We start from the raw sequence: 15,582 nt of genomic DNA, 5'->3' as shown, positions 1-15,582 counted from the left end.
CACACTACGGCCGGGCCGCGAAGCGTTCCAGCAGGTCCACGTGTCCGGACACGATCAGCATGTCGTGTCCGGACACTTTGGTTTCCGGACGCGCATAGGTGAAGTCCTCACCCGGGGTCTTCACGCCCACAATGGTCACGCCGTACTTTGACCGGACCTTGGATTCCTCCAGGGTGAAGCCTACGGTTTCCTTGGGCGGGTACATCTTGACGATCGCGTAGTCGTCGTCGAATTCGATGAAGTCGAGCATGCGCCCGGACACGAGGTGCGCGGCACGGACACCTGCGTCGGCTTCGGGGTAAATGACGTGGTTGGCGCCGATCCTGCTGAGGATCTTGCCGTGCGACGGCGTGATCGCTTTGACCCAGAGGTGTTGGATGCCCAGGTCAACCAGGTTCACGGTGATGAGCACGGATGATTCGATCGAGGTGCCCACGCCCACAACAGCCGAGCTGAACTCCTGCGCACCGAGCTGGCGGAGGGCGTCGATGTTGGTCGCGTCCGCTTCCACCACGTGGGTCAGCACGGGAGCCCATTTCTGGACCAGGCTGCGGTCGCGTTCGATCGCCAGGACCTCACGGCCCTGCTTCACCAATTGCTCAGCCGTGGCCGAACCGAAGCGGCCAAGGCCGATCACCAGGACCGGTGCGTTGTGGGCGGGACGGTTGGCCGCCCCCTGGGTGCTAGCCAATGATTGGCCTCTCTTCCGGGTAGTGGAACAGCTGGCTGCGTTGGCGCAGGGCCAGGCCCGCAGCGAGGGTTACGGTGCCGACGCGGCCGGCGAACATGAGGGCCGTCAGGACATAAACGCCCGACGGCGGCAGCTCGGCACTGAGGTTGGTGCTCAGTCCCACGGTGGCGAAGGCGGAAATGGTTTCGAAGAGCACCCGGTCCAACGACGCTCCGCTGATGGACAGCAGAAGGAAGGCTGCGACGGACACCAAGGTGGCACCGGCAACGATCACGGAGATGGCCACGCGCATGGTGCCTTGCGGGATGGTGCGCCCGTATACCTTGACGTCCGCGTCGCCACGGGCTTCGGCGATGATCGCCAGGAACATGACGGCGATGGTGGTCACCTTGATGCCGCCGGCAGTCGAAGCCGAGCCGCCACCGGCGAACATGAGCGCGTCTGTGAGCAGCATGGTGGTGGATTCCATGTGGTTCTGGTCCACCAGGTTGAAGCCACCGGACCGGGTCATCACAGAGGCGAAGAGCGAATGGATGATCTTGTCGCCCAGGTCCATGTGCGCGATGGTGCGCACGTTGTCCCACTCCATCAAGGCCCACAGCACGGTGCCGGCCAGCAGGAGGATGAAGGAGACCTGGATGGTGAGCTTCGTGTGGAGGTTCCACTTCTTCCAGTTCAGGCCATTTTGTTGGAGCACCATCACCACGGGGAATCCGAGGCTGCCCAGGAACACCCCGAGCATCAAAGGGATGAGGATCCAGAGATCGGTCTCGTAGGGGACGATGCCGTCTGAATGGGGCGTGAAGCCGGCGTTGTTGAAGGAGGAGATCGAGTAGAACACGCCATGCCACACGGATTGCCAGAACGGCTCACCCAAAAGCATGAAGCGGGGAATCAAGGCCAAAGCCAGGGCGGCTTCGATCACCACGGAAGTGGTGATGACGATCCGGAGCAGGGTACCTACTTCGCCGAGCCGGCCTGCGTTGTTCATGGCTTCCTGGGCAATGAGCTTGCCGCGGACGCCAAGCCTCTTGCTGACCATGAGGGCCAGCAGGGATGCCAGGGTCAATGTGCCCAGGCCGCCCACGAAGATGCCCACAAGGATCACGAGTTGCCCGAAGAAGGACCAGTGCGTTGCCGTCGAGACGACGGTCAGGCCGGTGACGCAAACGCTGGACACTGCCGTAAACATGGCCTGGTGCAGGGGAGTCGCCTCACCGGACGCCGAGGAAGCGGGGAGGGACAAAAGACCAGTGAAAAGCAGGATGACCAAGGCGAAGGCCACCAGCGCAAGCCGGGCCGGGGAAGTGTTGGCAATGTTGTCAATGAAGTCGCGGGCACGTGTGAAGATCCACAAGCCTTCACGTTCCGGCTGGCCTGGTTGCCAGTTGGCCGGGGCGGTGGACCGCGACTGGCTTTGAGACATGGCGCTCTTCCTCAAGTGAACATACTTTCCTGAGTAGTAAACCACTATTCGGCTGCCGTAACCGGGCAGGGAGGCGCTACGGCCTCGGGTAGCCTGTTCTGGATGAACTCCACGCTTGGAACGGCTGCTTCCAGCATCACGCGCTCCGCACTGCCAACGACGGTGGTGTGGGATCCTGCCATGACTGCCTACAACTTCGGGCCCGGCCATCCCATGGCACCTCAGCGGCTGGAACTCACGGCAAGGCTGGCTGAATCCCTGGGCCTTTTCAGCCACAGCCATGTGGCCGTCGAGGCACCCACGGTGGCTACCGACGTCGAACTTTGCTCGGTCCACAGCCCCGACTATGTGGCGGCGGTCCGCCGGGTCAGCGCAGATCCCTACTGGCCGGACGAAGAACGGGGGCTGGGCACCGAGGACGATCCCGCCTTTGCGGGCATGCACGAAGCGAGTGCCCGGCTTGCCGGCGGTTCGCTGGTGGCGGCCGACTCCATCCTGGACGGCAAGGCCATCCGGGCGGTCAACTTCAGCGGCGGCATGCACCATGCGTCGCGGGAGCGTGCCAGCGGCTTTTGCGTGTACAACGATGTTGCCCTGGCCATCCAGCGGCTGCTCGACGGCGGGGTGCAGCGGATCGTCAGCATCGACGTTGATGCCCATCATGGCGATGGGACGCAAAGCATCTTTTGGAACGATCCCCGGGTGATGACCATTTCCCTGCACGAATCCGGGCTGACGTTGTTCCCGGGTACAGGTTTCGCCAATGAGACGGGCGGCCCGGATGCCCCCGGCACGGCGGTGAACGTTGCGCTGCCCGCGTTCACGGGGGACGCCGCGTGGCTGCGGGCTTTCCACGCCGTGGTGCCCCAACTCGTCGGTGCTTTCCAGCCCGAGGTGATCGTCAGCCAGCACGGCTGCGATTCGCATCGCCTGGATCCGCTCACGCACCTCAACCTCAGCGTCGATGCCCAGCGTGAGGCGGCCAGCGCCGTCGGGAGCCTTGCAGCCCGCTACTGCGGGAACCGGTGGATCGCCACGGGCGGCGGCGGCTATGACGTCACGGGCGTGGTCCCGCGTGCGTGGAGCCACCTGATCGGGATGGTGACCCAGCGGGCGGTCCCGCTCGCAACCCCTGTGCCCGAAGAGTGGCGCACGTACGTCAGGGAAAAGTACGGTGTGTGGGCTCCGGAGTTTATGGGCGACGACGTGGACATCTGGTGGCGTTCCTGGGAGGTGGGCTACGACCCCGCGGACCAAGTGGACCGGACGGTCATCGCCACGCGCAAGGAGATCTTCCCTTTGTATGGACTGGATCCCTGGTTCGACTAAGCACCTGCCAGCAGGCTAAGGGTCGGTCTTCTCCGTTTGGAACACCACGCCCGCCGCTCCGACGAGCCAGCCCAGCAGCGACAACGCGAACGCCCCGATCAGGTCGGTGGACGCCTGTCCCTTGAACAGCCACAACACCAGGACCAGCATCCCCATGGTCATGTAGACCATGATGGCGAAGATCACCCGGCCCGAGAGGCGGGTGGCTACCTGGGCCGGGTTGATGAGCGGGCCCTGCTCGCCGGCTTTGGCGTTGTCCCGCTTGACCTCTGAAATGGTGAAGCCGAGGGCCGAGGCGGTGAGGGAACTCAGGGACGTAGCAAGGACACCGGCCGCCGTGACCAGGGCTCCGTTCAACTCGGGTGCCTCGGCTTCGCCGGTGGGAACCCACGTGCCGACGCGGAGGAGCACGGCGGCCCACACCAGGACAAACAGGGCCAGGAACACTGCGGCGATGATGTTGAACATGTGCCGCCGGAAGAAGTCAGTCATTGCCCTGCACCCCGTGGTGTTGGCGGCCGGGGCCTGGGAGCCCGGACGGACCGTGACAAAGTTGTAGCACCGGCCCACCCGGCGGTCAACGATCCGCCGGTGCAGCAGACGGAAACGAGGGATGCCTTTTGGCGTATATGTCGCTAGGGTGGGTGTCATGGTGACTGACGACGTATTTGCCGTCATTGCTGAGGCAACCAGGCGCGACATCCTGGTTTCCCTCCGCTCTGGGGATAAAGCTGTAGGGGAACTGGTAGAAGAACTGGCTGCAAGCCAGCCCACCATCTCCAAGCATTTGAAAGTTTTGCGCGAGGCTGACCTCGTCAGCATGCGTGCGCAGGGCCAGAAGCGTTTCTATACCCTGAATCCCAAGCCGCTCGCGGGCGTCGCCTCGTGGCTGGAAACGTTCGACGTCGGACCCGCGGCCGCCGCCGTCGTCGTACCTTCCGCAGGGGAGCCTGCCGCTGAAGCCGCCACGGCTGCCGTTGCGGAGGATGTTGCACCCCGCACGGAGACCCTCAGCCAGGCCGTCACCGCGAACGCAACGGATGCGCCTGTGTCCGTGGACCTGCAGACGGACGATACTGTGCCGCAGCAGATAGGACGCACCGTGGGCCGGGCGGCCACCAAGGCCGCGGACCTCTTGGCGAACCTGCCCAACCTGCCGAAGTTCGGGCGCAAGCGCTAGATCTAACGTGATACTCCTCACATTGTGAGGTTTTGTTAACCTTCGGTTTCCCGTCTTTCCGAGGCTTTTCTGCACTTGTGTTAAGTCGCGCCCCAACGGTCACATCCGGCTCGGATGGAGATCCTACGTCCTTTGGTGCAACCATGGCCGGGACTGTGATTGTCTCGCCGCGGGCTCGTGGCAACTGAGGGATAGGAAGACGCATGGACTCAAGGCTCGAAGCCGTCCGGGACACCGTGTTGGCGCGGAACCCCGGAGAGAAGGAATTCCACCAAGCCGTAACCGAGGTGTTCGAAAGCCTGGGCCCGGTCCACGACCGTCACCCGGAGTTCCTCGAAGGCGCCGTCCTGGAACGCCTCTGCGAGCCGGAGCGCCAGATCATTTTCCGCGTCCCGTGGACCGACGACGCCGGACGCGTGCACGTGAACCGCGGCTTCCGCGTTGAATTCAACTCGGCGCTGGGCCCCTACAAGGGCGGCCTGCGCTTCCACCCCTCGGTTTACCTGGGCATCGTGAAGTTCCTCGGCTTTGAGCAGATCTTCAAGAACGCGCTGACGGGCATGCCCATTGGCGGCGGCAAGGGCGGCTCGGACTTCGATCCACGCGGCCGTTCCGATGCCGAGATCATGCGCTTCTGCCAGTCCTTCATGACCGAGCTCTACCGCCACATTGGTGAATACACGGACGTTCCCGCCGGCGACATTGGAGTGGGCGGACGCGAGATCGGCTACCTGTTTGGCCAGTACAAGCGCATCACCAACCGCTACGAATCCGGCGTGCTGACCGGCAAGGGCATCTCCTGGGGCGGTTCGCTGGTCCGGCCCGAGGCTACCGGTTACGGAACGGTCATCTTCGCACAGGAAATGCTGAAGACGCGCGGAACGTCCTTCGACGGCCAGCGCGTTGTCGTGTCCGGTTCCGGCAACGTGGCCATCCACGCGATCGCCAAGGCCCAGGCCCTCGGCGCTACGGTGGTGGCGTGTTCGGACTCCGCCGGCTACATCGTGGATGAGGCGGGCATCGATGTTGCCCTGCTCAGCCAGGTCAAGGAAGTGGAACGCGCCCGCCTCACCGAATACGCTGCGCGCCGTCCAGGCGCCAGCCACGTCGAGGGTGGTTCGGTGTGGGACGTCAACGGCACCGTTGCGCTTCCCTGCGCCACCCAGAACGAGCTCGACGGCGATGCTGCCGCCAAGCTGGTCAGCAACGGCCTGATCGCCGTGGCCGAGGGGGCCAACATGCCCTCCACCCAGAAAGCTGTGTCCGTGTTCCAGGAGGCAGGCATCCTCTTCGGGCCGGGCAAGGCCGCCAATGCAGGCGGCGTTGCTACCTCTGCCTTGGAAATGCAGCAGAACGCCAGCCGCGACTCGTGGACGTTCGAGCACACCGAGGCCCGGCTTACGGAAATCATGGTGGGCATCCACGATCGCTGCGCCGAGACCGCCGAAGAGTATGGCGCGCCGGGCAACTACGTGGTGGGTGCCAACATCGGTGGCTTCGTGAAGGTAGCCGACGCCATGCTGGCCCAAGGCCTCATCTAGCCGCCTCACCCAACTGGGTAGCAGTAGAGGGCGTTTTGAAGCTTCAAAACGCCCTCTACTGCTACCTACATGGGTTAGCGCTGCAGCAAACGCACGTGGTCCGGGTTGAGGTCCGCCACCTTGCTGACTCCCAGCAGCGCCATGGTCCGGGTCATGTCCTTTTCCAGGATCTGGATGGTCCGGTCCACGCCTTCGCGCCCACCGGCCATGAGCCCGTACAGGTAGGCGCGGCCGATCAGGGCGAAGTCTGCGCCAAGTGCCAGCGCCGCCACAATGTCGGCACCGCTCATGATGCCGGTATCCAGCATCACCGCGGCCTTGCTGTTGTCCGCCTTCAGCGCAGCCGAAACCTCAGGCAGCAGGTGGAACGGGATGGGTGCACGGTCCAGCTGGCGTCCGCCATGGTTGGACAGCACGATGCCGTCGGCCCCGTGGTCAACAACGCGCCGGGCGTCCTCGACGGTCTGGATGCCCTTGACCACGAGCTTGCCCTTCCAGGTTTCGCGCAGCCAGTCCAGGTCCTCGTAGGTCAGGGTGGGATCGAACATGGAGTTGATCAGGTCTGCCACAGTGCCGGTGTAGCGGGACAGTGAGGCGAAGGTCAGCGGCTCGTGGGTCAGGAAGTTGAACCACCACGCCGGCCGGTAGGACGCATCCAGGACGGTCTTCAGCGTCAACGCCGGAGGAATGGTCATGCCGTTCCGGACGTCTCGCAACCGGGCGCCGGCCACTGCCGTGTCCACGGTGACCATGAGGGTGTCGTTGCCAGCCTTCGCGGCCCGCTCGATCAACTCCAGCGAGCGGTCCCGGTCCGTCCACAGGTAGAGCTGGAACCAGTTGCGGCCATTCGGCGCTGCCGTGGCAACGTCTTCGATGGAGGCGGTACCCATGGTGGACAAGGTGTAGGGGATGCCGGCGGCCTCGGCGGCCTGCGAGCCTGCGTATTCACCCTCAGACTGCATCATGCGCGTGAAGCCGGTGGGTGCAATGCCGAAGGGAAGCTTGGATTCCTGGCCGAGGATATCCGTGCGGAGATCGATCTTGGAGACGTCACGCAGGATGCCGGGGCGGAATTCGATGTCCTGGAAGGCCTGGCGGGCCCGGCGCAGGGTGATTTCGGCTTCCGCGGCGCCGTCGGTGTAGTCGAAGGGTGCCTGCGGGGTGCGCCGCTTGGCGATGTCCCGCAGGTCCCAGATGGTGCTGGCCCGCTTGAGCCGTGCGGACTTGCTGAACTCCGGCTTCTTGAACTGCATGAGCGGCGCCAGGTCGGCCACCTTGGGCACGCGCCGCTTCAGTGCCGGAGGAAGTGCGACGGCGGGCCGCGGCTGGGGCGGGCGGCTCACGTTCTGGTCGCTGCCGGCATCGGCGGGGGCAGCAGTGAGCTTGGGATCGAGGGTCTCGGTCATGCGGTTCTCCCTTGAATTGTGTGGTCTAACCACACTGTAAGCCATGTGGTTGGACCACATCAACTAGTATTCCGGTATGCGAACGCACGAACTTGTCCTGGAGTGGATCGAACAGCAATTGTCCAGCGGCGAACTGGCCCTGGGTGGACGGCTCCCCGGCGAACGGACCATGGCCGAACAATTGCAGGTCTCCCGGACCTCGGTGCGCGAGGCCGTCCGGATCCTGGAGGCCATGGGCGTTGTCCGTGCCGGGGTGGGTTCCGGGAAGGATGCTGGAACCATAGTCATCGCCGAGCCGGGATCCGCCTTGGGGTCAACGCTCCGGCTGCATGTGGCAACGCGCCACCTCCCTGTGGCGGACATTGTTGAGACCCGCGTCCTCCTTGAGTCCTGGGCGGCAGCGCGTGCGCAGCCAGGCGTGCCCGAACTGGACGAAGCCGCGGACTTGTTGGACCAGATGGACGTTGCCCCGGACGTTGACACCTTCCTTGGCCTCGACGCCCGCTTCCATGTTGCCTTGGCCCAAGCTGCGGGTAACGCCGTGGTGAGTGCCATGATGGCCTCGCTCCGTGGGGCGATCGAGAATTACGCCAGCGAACTCACCGGAAACCTCCCAGACTGGAATGCCACGTCAGGGCGGCTTCGGGCCGAACACCGCGCCATCCTTGCCGCCGTCACTGCGAACGACGGCGGCAAGGCGGCAGATCTCGTGGCGGCGCACATCCGTGGCTTCTACACGGAGGCCGGAGTGGGCACGGGCCCCACCCAGGAATAGGGCAACGCGGAGTTACTTACGGCCCATGTTGGCCCTCCGAATGGGCCGTAAGTGACTCCGCGTTGCTTTATTGGGCGGGCTTGAGGGCTGGGGTGGCGGTGCTCTTGCGGATCTCCATGCGGGGGGCGAATTCGTCCTGCTGATGGACGGGTGCTTCGTCAGCCTGCTGGATCTGTTCCCGCATCCTGCGCCACGCCAGGCTGCCGAGCTCGTTGATGGGAACGGCGGCGGTGGTCAGCGGGGGAGTGGTGTATTTGGCGAACGGAATATCGTCGAAACCGGTGACGGAGATGTCCTCGGGAACCCTGATGCCGCGCTCGTGCAGGCCACTCAAGAGGCCCATTGCAACGAGGTCGTTGAAGGCCAGGATACCCGTGGCACCGCTGGTGATGATGGCTTCGGTGGAATCGTGGCCCGAGTCGAAGTTGGAGCCGCCATGCAGCATCTGGAGCTCGATTTCCGGGTGCTCCCTGCGGAATTCCGCCAGGCCAACCAGGCGTTGGCGGTTTGAGGCGCTGTGTTCCGGGCCGGAGAGATAAACGAGCCGCTGGTGGCCCAGGGAAACCAGGTGCTGGGCGAGCTCCTGGATGCCTTGCCCGTAATCGACGCTGAGGCTCGGTGTGTTGGTGGTGATGGTGGTCCGGTTGATGAGGACCAGCGGGTGCAGGGTGGGGGCCAGCTCCTCCAGTTCGGCATCGGGCATACGGGGTGCGCAGAGCACTACGCCGTCGCAGCGCCGCCGTGCTTCACCTGCGAGGATGGCTTCCTCGCTGGTCACTTCGGAGGAATCTGCGATCAATACGCGGTAGCCGTCTTGGGCGGCAGCGATGCTCAGGCCGCGAAGGATGGCCTGGAACGTGGGGTTGGCCAGGTCCGGCACCACGATCCCAATGGTGTCCGTCTTGCCCAGGGCCAAACTCCGGCCCACGGGGTTGGGCTGGTACTTCAGTTCAGCTGCGGCGGCACGTACGCGTGCGGCAATGCCGGGGTCCACTGCCGCGTTGCCGTTCATGACGCGCGACACTGTGGCGTGGGAGACGCCTGCCTTCTCCGCGACATCGGCGATGCCAACGCGCCTGTTGGTATTCCTGCGTGCCATCTTGCCCCTTCCGATTGGCTTGCCCCGTGCTGCCCCGTCGTTGGGGCGATGGTTGACGCGACCGCCAGAGTCTTGATACAAAGCTTATAACGCTCTGAGAAAACGCTTTCTCATGATTCTTCCCAGAACAAGCCGGGCCGTCAAGCGGTTCACTCCTGCCTTTGGAAAGGGGCATTCTCCATGGTCAACGTCGACACCGCCGAGACCCATCCAGCCACCACCACGTCCGAATCGCACACCGCCGGCCACCGCACAAGAATCGCACTCATCGGCACTGGCGGCCGTTCCGAGATGTACATCCGCGCCATCTTCGGCCAGCACGCCGATGTAGCCGAGCTCGTAGCACTGTCCGACGTCAACCCGGGCCGTGTGGAGTTCTACCAGGAGCTCATCAAGGAACTTGGCGGTTCCGAACCGGTCGCATCCTTCGAGCCGGGCGAGCTCACCAGCTTCATCCAGGCCAACGGCATCGAACGCGTCATTGTGACCACCCCGGACTACACGCATGCCGACTACATCGTTGAAGCGCTCCAGGCCGGTGCCGACGTCGTGGTTGAAAAGCCGCTGACCATCGACGTCGAGGGCTGCCGCCGCATCACGTCAGCCGTTGCCGAAACCGGCCGGAACGTGGTGGTGACCTTCAACTACCGCTACTCGCCGCGCAATTCCGCCCTCAAGGAAGTCATCCAGAACGGCGTGATCGGCAAGGTGACGTCCATCGACTTCAGCTGGGTCCTGGACACCGTCCACGGAGCGGACTACTTCCGCCGCTGGCACCGCGACAAGAAGAACTCCGGCGGCCTGCTGATCCACAAAGCTTCGCACCACTTCGACCTCGTCAACTGGTGGATCAACGACGTTCCCGAGCGCGTCTTCGCTTCCGGCGGACTGCGCTTCTATGGAGACAAGAACGCCAGCGAGCGCGGCCTTGGCGCGCGTCCGGAACGCGGAACCGTGGACGGCCTTGAGCGGGATCCCTTCCGCCTGGACCTGCGCGACGACGAGCGGCTGAAGGCCCTGTACTACGACAACGAGAAGTTCGATGGCTACCGCCGTGACCAGGACGTCTTCACCGATGGCATCACCATCGAGGACAACTTGGCCCTCGTAGTGGACTACCAGGGCGGACCTACTCTGAGCTACTCCCTGAACGCGCACAGCCCGTGGGAGGGTTACCGCGTCACCGTCAACGGCACGGAAGGCCGCGCCGAACTCGAGGTGGTGGAACGTGCCGCCGTCGAGTTCAGCACGGACAAGAAGACCGTGGTGGACCCGAGTGCCACACCCATCGAGGAAGAGGATGCCGTGCGGCGCAACGGCGAGCGCCTGATCGTCCAGCGCCACTGGGAGGCAGCCTACGAGGTGCCGATCATCAATGGCGAAGGTGGCCATGGCGGTGGCGACAACCTGCTGCTTTCGGACCTCTTCAACGGCCCCGGAGTGGACCCGCTGGGCCGTCCGTCCGGCTACATCGACGGGCTCCGCTCCGTCTCGGTGGGCATCGCCGGAAACAAGTCCCTCGACACCGAGCTGCCTGTCCGCATCAGCGAACTTGGCCTCGGCGCCGACCTCAGCCGCCACCAGGCCTGACCCCCAGAGACGCAAGGAACATCAGATGAGCAGGATTTTCGTCACCGGCGGCTCGGGCCGGCTCGGCCGCAGCGTGGTGGCCGGACTCGCAGGGGCGGGCCACCACGTGGTTTCCGTGGACCGCGACGCCATCCCCGCCGGGCAGTTGCCGGCAGGTGCCACGCAATTAACCGCAGACCTCCTGGCCCCTGGCGAGGCGGAGCGGTGGATCCGGGAAACAAAGCCCGACGCCGTCATCCACCTCGCTGCTATTGCGGTACCTTTCAGCGCGCCTGAGGACGTCATTTTCAGCACGAACACCCGGCTCGCGTACGCGGTGGTGAGTGCTGCCACGGACGCAGGCGTTCCCAAGATCGTCACGGCAAGCAGCCCCACCGCCCTCGGTTACGGCTCGCCGGCAGGCTGGATGCCGCCGTCGTTCCCCTTGAACGAAGAGACGCCACCCAAGCCGTGGAACGCCTATGCGTTGTCCAAACTGATCGCCGAGCAGACGGTGCAAATGTTCGCTGCCGCGCAGGGCGAGAAGATCAGGTACGCGGCCTTCCGCCCCTGCTACGTCATCTCGCCCGAGGAATGGGAGGGAGCGCTGACCCAGCAGGGCCATACGGTCAGGGAACGCTTGGATGATCCCGCATTGTCCGCACCGGCTTTGTTCAACTACGTCGATGCGCGGGACGTGGCGGACTTCCTGGATGTCCTCCTGGCGAAGATGGACTCCATTCCCAACGGGCAGGTGTTCTTCGTGGGCGCCAAGGATGCCCTGGCCACCGCGCCCCTGGCTGAACTGTTCCCGCGTTTCCTCCCCGGCAGCGGTCCGCTGACAGAGCACCTCACGGGTACCAGTCCCGCATTCTCCGTGGACAAGGCCCGCGAACTCCTGGGATGGGAGCCACGGCGCAGCTGGCGTACCGAACTCACCCCTGCCTACCAAGGCGCAGACACAGCACTACTCAATGACGAGAACCTCCGCGGCCTGGTGCCTGCGGGAGCAACCAGCAAGGAGACAGCATGAAATTCGACGGCGTCCTTTTCTTCCCCGTCACGCCCTTCACCGAAGACGGAGCGGTGGATGTGGCCCTCCTGAAGGAACACATCGCCTCGCGACTGCCTTTCGGTCCCGGCGGCGTGTTCCCGGCATGCGGCACGGGTGAGTTCCATGCCCTGTCCCTGGACGAGATCCGCACCGTGGTGACAGCCGCCGTCGAGGTTGTGGCAGGAGCCGTACCCGTGGTGGCCGGCGCCGGTGGGCCCCTGGGCCACGCGATTGCCGCCGCCAAAGCAGCCGAAGAAGCCGGCGCCGACGCGCTGCTGGTTCTTCCTCCTTACCTGGTCACGGGTCCCACGGACGGTGTGGTTGCCTACGTCGAGGCCGTTGCGGCCGCCAGCAACCTCCCAGTCATCGTGTACCACCGCGGTACTGCGAAGTTCACCGCCGCGGCGATCACCCGCTTGACGGCGAACCCCAAGGTAGTGGGCTTCAAGGACGGGATCGGCGATGTTGGCCTCGCCCAAGAGATCGTCTCCGCCATCAACGCCAGCGGCCGTGAAGACTTCGCGCTGTTCAATGGCCTTCTGACGGCGGAACTCACGCAGGGCGCCTACCGCGGCCTGGGTATTCCGTTGTACTCCTCGGCAGCCTTCGCCATGGCCCCCGAGATTGCCAAGGCCTACTACGACGCCTACGTCTCCGGCGACGAAGAGCGCCGCAACGCGTTGCTGGAAGGCTTCTACGGACCGCTCGTCCGGCTTCGCGACCAGACACCGGGCTTCGGCGTCTCCCTCATCAAGGCAGGCCTCCGTTTGGCCGGCCTGCCCGTTGGTTCGGTCCGTCCGCCACTGGTGGATCCCACCGAGGAGCAGCTGTTGGAGCTCAAGGCAATCCTCGCCAAGGGCCACGAGCTGGCCGGCAACTGATGCCGGCCCGCATCACCGGGCTCTCCACCCGCCTGATCACTGTTCCGCTGCTGCGCAGCTGGGGCGTGGAGGCGCCGGAGAACCACGTGATTGTCACCGAACTGGCAACGGACGACGGCGGAACCGGCCACGGATTCTCGTGGACGCCCACCATTGGACCGCACGCGGTGAAGGCCCTCCTTGACCACGACATTGCCCCTTTCATCCTGGGACTGGAAGCGAACCCGGAGATCGTGTGGGACGCGTTGTGGAAACGGCTGCACGAAGCGGGCGGGGGAGGATTGACCACCATTGCGATGGCCGGCGTGGACCTTGCGCTGTGGGACCTCGCAGCGCGGAAGGCCAGCCAATCGGTCACCGGACTGCTGGGCCAGCGGCAGGAATCCGTGGAAGTCTATGGTTCCGGCGTCAACCTGCACTACTCCCTGGATGAGCTCGTGGAGCAGGCCAAGCGCTGGGTGGCTGCGGGACACAACGCCGTGAAGATCAAGGTAGGCAAACCGGAGCTGCGCGAGGATGCCGAACGGGTGGCCGCGGTCCGGGAGGTCCTTGGACCGGACCGGCTGCTCATGATCGACGCCAACCAGCGCTGGGACCTGGCGCATACCTTCCGTGCCTTGGATGTCCTGGCCGGCTATGGCCTGGAGTGGCTGGAAGAACCGATCCGTGCGGACGATCTGTGGGCCTACCGGAGGCTGCGCAAGCACTCGCCGGTGCCCATTGCATTGGGGGAGAACGTCCACACCATCTACCGGTTCCGCGACTTCATCGAAGCGGAAGCGGTGGACATCATCCAGCCCAACATTGTTCGGGTGGGCGGTATCACCCCGTTCAGGCGGATCGTCGAGCTGGCGCGGGCCAACAGCATCCGGGTTGCCCCGCACCTGCTCCCCGAACTTTCCGGCCAGCTGGCCCTGACCTTGGCCGAAGCCGTCAGCGTGGAAGACGTGGAGGATGCCTCCTTCCAGCAGTTGGGCATCCTTGACGGCCCGTCCCCCATCCGCATCCGCAACAGCAGGCTCAGTTCCGCAGGCCGTCCCGGACTCGGATTCGATTTCTCCACGCAGGCCTCCGCTACCGACGCTATCGAGAGCAAAGGAAACCACATTGAGTACAGCAACTCTTGACCTGACAGCCGTTACGGCTGCCGCGGCCGCCGCGGCGAAGGTGACCGCAGCAGCGTCCGACGCCGAGCGGGCGGCCTGGCTGACCGCCGTCGCCGACGCTTTGGACGCCAACGTGACGGAGCTCGTGGCGATCGCCGACTCCGAGACCAGCCTTGGTACGGTCAGGCTCACCGGCGAGGTTGCGAGGACCAGCGGCCAGTTGCGGTTGTTCGCGCAGGTCATCACCGAGGGTTCGTACCTCGAAGCCGTGATCGACCACGCCGATCCCGGAGCAACCCCGCCCAAGCCCGACCTGCGGCGCATCCTCAGGCCAGTTGGCCCGGTAGCCGTGTTCTCGGCGTCGAACTTTCCGTTCGCCTTCTCCGTAGCCGGGGGCGATACCGCTTCTGCGCTCGCCGTAGGCTGCGCGGTGATCGTCAAGGCCCACTCAGGCCACCTGCGGTTGTCCGAGCGCACGGCAGAGATCGTTACGGAAGCCTTGGCCCAGGCCGGCGCCCCCGACGGCATCTTTGCACTGGTGAGTGGCCGCGAGGCCGGAACCGCGTTGGTCCAGGATCCGGCCATCAAGGCCGTGGGTTTCACCGGTTCCATTCCGGGTGGCCGCGCCCTGTTCGATCTTGCGGTTTCACGGCCCGAACCCATCCCGTTCTACGGCGAGCTGGGCAGCTTGAACCCCGTGGTTATCACGGCGGCTGCCCTGGCGGAACGGGGACAGGAACTCGCCGCTGGCCTGGCTGCTTCGTTCACCATGGGCGCCGGCCAGTTCTGCACCAAGCCCGGCCTCATCTTCATCCCGGCCGGGACCGACTTCGCAGCGCACGTGGCTGAAGCCAGCAAGGACAAGCCCGCAGCGGCCATGCTCACCGAACGCATTGCCGAGGCGTACCCGTACGGTTTGCGGAGCGTCGCTGAGCAGCCCGGAGTGACGTTGGTCAGTGGCACTGCGGACCAGGACGCCTTGGCCGATGGTGCCGCTCCGGTGGTCTTCTCCACTACCGCTGCCAATGTCCTTGCGCGGCCCGAGGAACTCCTGGAGGAATGCTTCGGGCCCACCACGCTCTTGATCGAGTACGCCAGCCAGGATGAACTGTCCGAGGCCCTGGACAAGGTTCCCGGCAGCCTGACGGCAACCCTCCATGCCCAGCCAGGCGAGGACATCGAGGCGCTCGTGGAGCAGCTCAGCGGGCTGGCCGGGCGCGTACTGTTCGCCGGCTGGCCCACGGGCGTGGCAGTGAACTGGGCCCAGCAGCATGGTGGTCCCTACCCGGCCACCACGTCCCTGTTCACCTCCGTTGGGGCGACGGCGGTCCGCAGGTTCCAGCGTCCAGTGGCGTACCAGGACGCGCCGGAGAGCATCCTGCACCCGGCCCTGCACGAGTCCAACCCGCTGGGGATCCCGCGGCGCGTGGACGGCGTGCTGAACCTCAGCTAACCCAAGTAGGGGACAGCACATGCTCCACTGAACGTTCAATAGGACATGTGTTGTCCCCCAGTTGGGAGCCAC

The 15,582-nt window shown here is 64.9% G+C and carries 14 protein-coding genes; 9 read left to right on the top strand and 5 right to left on the bottom strand.

Annotated features, from left to right (window positions below; all coding sequences use genetic code 11):
- Positions 1-4: 4 nt before the first annotated feature.
- A complete protein-coding gene (locus ACH488_RS16430) occupies positions 5-691 on the bottom strand; it encodes a potassium channel family protein (RefSeq protein WP_387439446.1) in 687 nt (228 codons plus the stop codon).
- Positions 684-2,117, bottom strand: coding sequence for a TrkH family potassium uptake protein (locus ACH488_RS16425; RefSeq protein WP_397325628.1), 1,434 nt, complete (start codon positions 2,115-2,117; stop codon positions 684-686). The genes ACH488_RS16430 and ACH488_RS16425 overlap by 8 nt, the downstream gene beginning before the upstream one ends.
- A gap of 102 nt (positions 2,118-2,219) precedes the next feature.
- On the opposite strand from ACH488_RS16425, the gene ACH488_RS16420 reads away from it, so the two are divergent.
- A complete protein-coding gene (locus ACH488_RS16420; RefSeq protein WP_397325627.1) occupies positions 2,220-3,446 on the top strand; it encodes an acetoin utilization protein AcuC in 1,227 nt (408 codons plus the stop codon).
- A gap of 15 nt (positions 3,447-3,461) precedes the next feature.
- Here the strand turns inward: ACH488_RS16420 and ACH488_RS16415 are convergent, their stop codons facing one another.
- Positions 3,462-3,938: a hypothetical protein gene (locus tag ACH488_RS16415; RefSeq protein WP_397325626.1), complete on the bottom strand. Its 477-nt coding sequence runs from the start codon at positions 3,936-3,938 to the stop codon at positions 3,462-3,464.
- A 157-nt stretch (positions 3,939-4,095) separates the two neighbouring features.
- Between ACH488_RS16415 and ACH488_RS16410 the strand changes: the two genes are divergently transcribed.
- Entirely contained in the window at positions 4,096-4,626 is a 531-nt protein-coding gene (locus tag ACH488_RS16410) for an ArsR/SmtB family transcription factor (protein WP_397325625.1), read from the top strand.
- Between the two features lie 203 nt (positions 4,627-4,829).
- The gene (gene gdhA, locus ACH488_RS16405) at positions 4,830-6,167 is read left to right on the top strand and encodes an NADP-specific glutamate dehydrogenase (protein WP_397325624.1); all 1,338 of its coding nucleotides are present in this window, start codon (positions 4,830-4,832) and stop codon (positions 6,165-6,167) included.
- A 74-nt stretch (positions 6,168-6,241) separates the two neighbouring features.
- On the opposite strand, the gene ACH488_RS16400 is transcribed toward gdhA, so the two are convergent.
- Entirely contained in the window at positions 6,242-7,573 is a 1,332-nt protein-coding gene (locus ACH488_RS16400; protein WP_397325623.1) for an alpha-hydroxy-acid oxidizing protein, read from the bottom strand.
- Positions 7,574-7,649: 76 nt separating this feature from the next.
- Between ACH488_RS16400 and ACH488_RS16395 the strand changes: the two genes are divergently transcribed.
- Complete coding sequence (locus ACH488_RS16395) at positions 7,650-8,348, top strand: FadR/GntR family transcriptional regulator (protein WP_397325622.1); 699 nt, start codon at positions 7,650-7,652, stop codon at positions 8,346-8,348.
- A gap of 67 nt (positions 8,349-8,415) precedes the next feature.
- Here ACH488_RS16395 and ACH488_RS16390 read toward each other — a convergent pair whose 3' ends face one another.
- On the bottom strand, positions 8,416-9,447 hold the full coding sequence (locus tag ACH488_RS16390; RefSeq protein ID WP_397325621.1) for a LacI family DNA-binding transcriptional regulator: 1,032 nt from the start codon (positions 9,445-9,447) through the stop codon (positions 8,416-8,418).
- Positions 9,448-9,627: 180 nt separating this feature from the next.
- On the opposite strand from ACH488_RS16390, the gene ACH488_RS16385 reads away from it, so the two are divergent.
- From ACH488_RS16385 to ACH488_RS16365, 5 genes are read left to right on the top strand one after another with little or no spacing between them, the layout of a single operon-like run.
- Positions 9,628-11,037, top strand: a complete 1,410-nt coding sequence (locus ACH488_RS16385) for a Gfo/Idh/MocA family protein (RefSeq protein ID WP_397325620.1) — start codon at positions 9,628-9,630, stop codon at positions 11,035-11,037.
- A gap of 25 nt (positions 11,038-11,062) precedes the next feature.
- A complete protein-coding gene (locus tag ACH488_RS16380; protein ID WP_397325619.1) occupies positions 11,063-12,049 on the top strand; it encodes an NAD-dependent epimerase/dehydratase family protein in 987 nt (328 codons plus the stop codon).
- On the top strand, positions 12,046-12,951 hold the full coding sequence (locus ACH488_RS16375) for a 5-dehydro-4-deoxyglucarate dehydratase (RefSeq protein WP_397325618.1): 906 nt from the start codon (positions 12,046-12,048) through the stop codon (positions 12,949-12,951). The genes ACH488_RS16380 and ACH488_RS16375 overlap by 4 nt, the downstream gene beginning before the upstream one ends.
- Positions 12,951-14,078 carry a mandelate racemase/muconate lactonizing enzyme family protein gene (locus ACH488_RS16370; RefSeq protein ID WP_397325617.1) on the top strand — a complete coding sequence of 376 codons (1,128 nt, stop codon included), beginning with the start codon at positions 12,951-12,953 and terminating at the stop codon, positions 14,076-14,078. Before ACH488_RS16375 ends, ACH488_RS16370 begins: the two co-directional genes overlap by 1 nt.
- Positions 14,059-15,510 carry an aldehyde dehydrogenase (NADP(+)) gene (locus tag ACH488_RS16365; protein ID WP_397325616.1) on the top strand — a complete coding sequence of 484 codons (1,452 nt, stop codon included), beginning with the start codon at positions 14,059-14,061 and terminating at the stop codon, positions 15,508-15,510. Before ACH488_RS16370 ends, ACH488_RS16365 begins: the two co-directional genes overlap by 20 nt.
- Positions 15,511-15,582: the final 72 nt, after the last annotated feature.

It is taken from the genome of Paenarthrobacter sp. NPDC018779 (genome assembly GCF_044391085.1).
In the GTDB taxonomy this organism is placed as follows: Bacteria; Actinomycetota; Actinomycetes; order Actinomycetales; family Micrococcaceae; genus Arthrobacter.
This window is presented reverse-complemented; position numbering and strand designations above follow the sequence as displayed.